The 3,960-nt window shown below is 69.0% G+C and carries 2 protein-coding genes and 1 pseudogene; 2 read left to right on the top strand and 1 reads right to left on the bottom strand.

Features of this window, described 5'->3' with window-relative positions:
- Nucleotides 1-7: 7 nt before the first annotated feature.
- Nucleotides 8-1,429, bottom strand: coding sequence for a hypothetical protein (locus IE271_RS40330; protein WP_229919972.1), 1,422 nt, complete (start codon nt 1,427-1,429; stop codon nt 8-10).
- Nucleotides 1,430-1,549: 120 nt separating this feature from the next.
- Between IE271_RS40330 and IE271_RS40325 the strand changes: the two are divergent.
- Nucleotides 1,550-2,393: pseudogene (locus IE271_RS40325) on the top strand (IS5 family transposase).
- Nucleotides 2,394-2,501: 108 nt separating this feature from the next.
- Nucleotides 2,502-3,752: an IS701 family transposase gene (locus tag IE271_RS40320; protein ID WP_190195397.1), complete on the top strand. Its 1,251-nt coding sequence runs from the start codon at nt 2,502-2,504 to the stop codon at nt 3,750-3,752.
- The last annotated feature ends 208 nt before the right edge of the window (nt 3,753-3,960 follow it).

Here is a 3,960-nt window from a genome sequence, read left to right as displayed (position 1 = left end):
GGCTACGTCACCCCGCTCGAGACCCGGGCCCTGACAGCACAAGTTCTCGCCCCCGCAGCGTAACCACCCGCTGTCCACGCTCAAGGGGGAACTTCAGGTCCGCGTCTCGCCGGATGGTGACGTAGAGCGCGCCACAGCATCCCTCGGTGCAGTAAGCCTCAGCGAGTTGCACCTCGCGAGGCTCTACCTCGGCCCGCAGTCGACCGTCGTCCAGCAGGTACTCGGGGCTATGGGCGGGCCCGCGGCCAAACACTGCCGGAACCACCGGACGGCCATCAATGAGCACACGTGTTTCGACGGGTTCCCGGTCCGCAGGATCGCCAGCCACTACCTCGATGCGGAATTTGGCGGGCGTGGCTGAGCGTTTGAACGGCTGACGTCCGGTGCGGCGGATCCAGTCGGCTCGCAGCCGCTGGCCCGTCTCCTTTCCGGTGGCGGCGGCCACCGCCCATCGGGGTTCGACCAGTAGGTGCCCGAGCGATTCCAGCAGTGCCGCGCGCCGCCCGGGCGGCCAGTCCAGCAGCACGCCGGTGCCGCTGCTCAGATCCAGGGCGAGCGACAGCAGCATGGCAGCGTTGTCGAGAGTGGGTGGCAGCAGACCGGCTCGGCTTATGACGCTGTCGTACACACGGAGCGCGTCGCGATAAGCGAGGAGGTCGGTCGGGTCGTCGCGTGAGAACCCCATCCGGACAAGCAGCCTGCCCGCGCGAGCGAGCAGGTCGGTGTCGGAGGGGTGGTGATCGAGGAGGTCGGGCAACTGGGAAGCCTCCGCAATCCGGCGAGCGACCGCGCTGCTGATGAAGCGAGGTGAGGACGGAAGCGCGACCAACTCCGGACACACGGCCTGCCGGTTGCCTGTCCATAGGGCACGGACGAATGGCCGTAGTTCGTCTCGGCGGGCACAGACCGCGAGCCAAACGACAGCCGCGGATTGGCGATCGAGGACGTCGAGCGCGTTGACCGCGGGACCGGAGAGGTCTCGGAACAGGCCGAGAACGGAGAGGTACGGGACGTCCTCGGGCTTGCCGAGGCGGCCCAGCAGGGCGATGCCTGCGGTGACGGTGGACGCGGTCGTACCGGTCTGGATCAACCTCCGTCCCAGGGCGCGGGCCGCATCCGCCTGTTCGGCTGGCAGCGGCAGCTCAGCGACTGTAGACCTGACCAGGTGCCTGTGACGATCCTGAATGCCGAGTCGTTCAAAGCGGCCATGCAGGGTGGCGGGGTCGTCGGGGAGTGGGCTGAACGCCTCCCGGATGGCACTCTTCGCCTGGTCCCGAGAGAGCGGATCCTCGCCCGTTGCGGTCCTCTGGGGAAGGGAGTAACCGCGCCGGGGCGGGACTCCATCGGGGGACTCGCGCAGCAGATGCAGGGCGTGGTCATACAGAGCAGTCGGGGGAGTGAGCGCGTTGCGCTCTTCCTGGGCGCTCACCGGGTGAAGTGGGACTCGATTCCGTAGGTCATGAGCGCAGCTTGCCAGTCGGTCAGCATCGTGTCGAAGGAATTAGGGTCCGTCTTCAAAGATCGTCAGATGGTGGATCATGGTTGAGTGATACGCCGACATGACCTGACCGACCGAGAGTGGGAGTTGCTCGCCCCGCTGCTGCCTCGGGCCGCGACGGGCCGGCCACGGATCGAGGACCGCCGGGTCGTCAACGGCATGGTCTACAAGATTCGGACCGGTGTCTCCTGGCGTGACCTGCCCGAACGCTGCGGGCCATGGAAAACGGTCTACACCCGCTTCCGCCGCTACGCCCTGGACGGAGTCTTCACCCGGGCTCTGCAGCAGATCCAGGCCCGGGCGGATGCGGCCGGGGACCTCGACTGGCTGGTCCGGATCGACTCCACCATCGTCCGTGCCCACCAGCACGCCGCCGCCACGGGCCGAAAAGGGGGATCACCAGGCCGGACGAACCGGACGATCACGCCCTCGGCCGGTCCCGGGGCGGACTGACCACGAAGATCCACCTCGCCTGCGACGGTCGGGGTCGCCCGTTGGCGGTCCTGCTCACGGCCGGCCGGCGCCACGACGGCGTCTGCGCACGCCCGCTGCTCGAGCGCCTGAGGGTGCCGCGCATCGGCTGGGGCCGGCCGCGCTGCCGCCCGGACCATGTGATCGCGGCAAGGCCTATGCCTCCCGCGGGTTCCGCGCCTACTTGCGCAAACGCGGCATCGGCCACACTATCCCGGAAAAGCAGGACCAGAAGCGCCACCGCCGCAACCGGGGCAACCGCGGTGGCAGGCCGCCCCAGTTCGACCGGGAGATCTACCGCCAGCGCAACATCGTCGAGCGCTGCTTCAACCGGCTCAAGGGCTTCCGCTCCATCGCGACCAGGTACGACAAGACCGCCACCTCCTACGAAGCAGCGGTCTCTCTCGCCTCAATCCTGCTCTGAGCAAGATCCGTTTGAAGACGAACCCTAGTAGGGCTTGGTCAGGTTCATTCGTGAATGGCGTGTCTGTGTGCGTGTTGGTGTCGTTGGGGTGGTGTGACACCTGAGGAGATGGGCGCGGTCCGCGAGGACCTGGAGGCGTTCACGGCGGAGATGTTCGACGGGTTCTTCCGTGCCGATCAGCGGCGGTGGGGGCAGGTGTATGTGCGTGGGCTGCTGCTGGAGGGGCGGCGCAAGTCGGTGGAGCCGATGGCGGCCCGGCTGGGCGAGGACGGCAACCGCCAGGCCCTGGCGCACTTCGTGACGACCAGCCCGTGGGACCCGGCGCATGTGCGGGCCCGGCTGGCCTGGCGGATGCGGGACGCGATCGGACCGGAAGCGCTGATCATCGACGACACGGGCTTCCTCAAGGACGGCCACGCCTCGGCGGGCGTGGCCCGGCAATACACCGGTACCGCGGGCAAGGTCACCAACTGCCAGGTGGGCGTCTCCGCGCATCTGGCCGGCGACCATGCCTCGGCCGCGGTGAACTGGCGGCTGTTCCTGCCCGCATCCTGGGACCCGGACTCCGCCAAGGCCGAGCCGGACAAGGTCGCCCGCCGCGCCCGGTGCGGCATCCCGGCCCAGCTCGGGCACGTGGAGAAGTGGCAGCTGGCCCTGGACATGATCGACGAGACCCGCTCCTGGGGCATCGACATTCCGCTGGTCGTCGCGGACGCCGGCTACGGCGATGCCGCCGCCTTCCGCCGCGGCCTGGAAGAACGCCGCCTGCCCTACGTGGTCGGCCTCTCCTGTCGGCACACCGCCCAGCCCGGCGACGCCCACCTCGTCCAGCCCGCCTATGCGGGCACCGGACGGCCGCCGAAGATGCGCTATCCCGAGCCCGCCCGGACGGTGAAGGACCTGGTCATCGAAGCCGGCCGGGCGGCCGCCCGGCCGGTGTCCTGGCGCGAGGGCACCCGGCCGGGCACCGGCCGCACCGGGTTCAAGCGGATGTACTCGCGGTTCGTGGCCCTGCGCGTCCGCCCGGCCGGCCGCGGCGTCCGTCAGGCCGCCAACGGCCCGGAGCTGCCCGAGCGCTGGCTGCTGGCCGAGTGGCCCACCGGTGAGAGCGAACCGGTGCAGTTCTGGCTATCCGACCTGCCCCCGGGCATGCCACTGGCCACCCTGGTGCGCCTGGCCAAACTGCGCTGGCGCATCGAGCACGACTACCGCGAGATGAAACAGGCCCTCGGCCTGGCCCACTTCGAGGGCCGCACCTGGGGCGGCTGGCACCACCACGTCACCCTCGTCTCCACCGCCCACGCCTTCTGCACTCTGCAACGACTGGCCCACGACCCAAAAGACCCGGCGCAGGCCTGAGTCTTTACCGAGTCGTCCGCGAACTGCAGACACTCCTCGCGACCTGGACCGGCGCCTGCCCCACCTGCCACCGCGACATACCCACACCGATACGAACCTGACCAAGCCCTACTAGGGCCTGTTGCGAAAGTCGATCTTGGTTGTGGATGATCACATCTTGTGGGACGTGGTGATCTGACGAACGACCAGTGGGCCCGGCTGGAGCCGT

The organism is Streptomyces minutiscleroticus, from assembly GCF_014650875.1.
Taxonomy (GTDB): domain Bacteria; phylum Actinomycetota; class Actinomycetes; order Streptomycetales; family Streptomycetaceae; genus Streptomyces; species Streptomyces minutiscleroticus.
This window is presented reverse-complemented; position numbering and strand designations above follow the sequence as displayed.

Excerpts from the sequence above, each read along its gene's own strand:
- IE271_RS40320 (WP_190195397.1), top strand. The coding sequence starts at position 2,502 with ATGGGCGCGGTCCGCGAGGACCTGGAGGCGTTCACGGCGGAGATGTTC.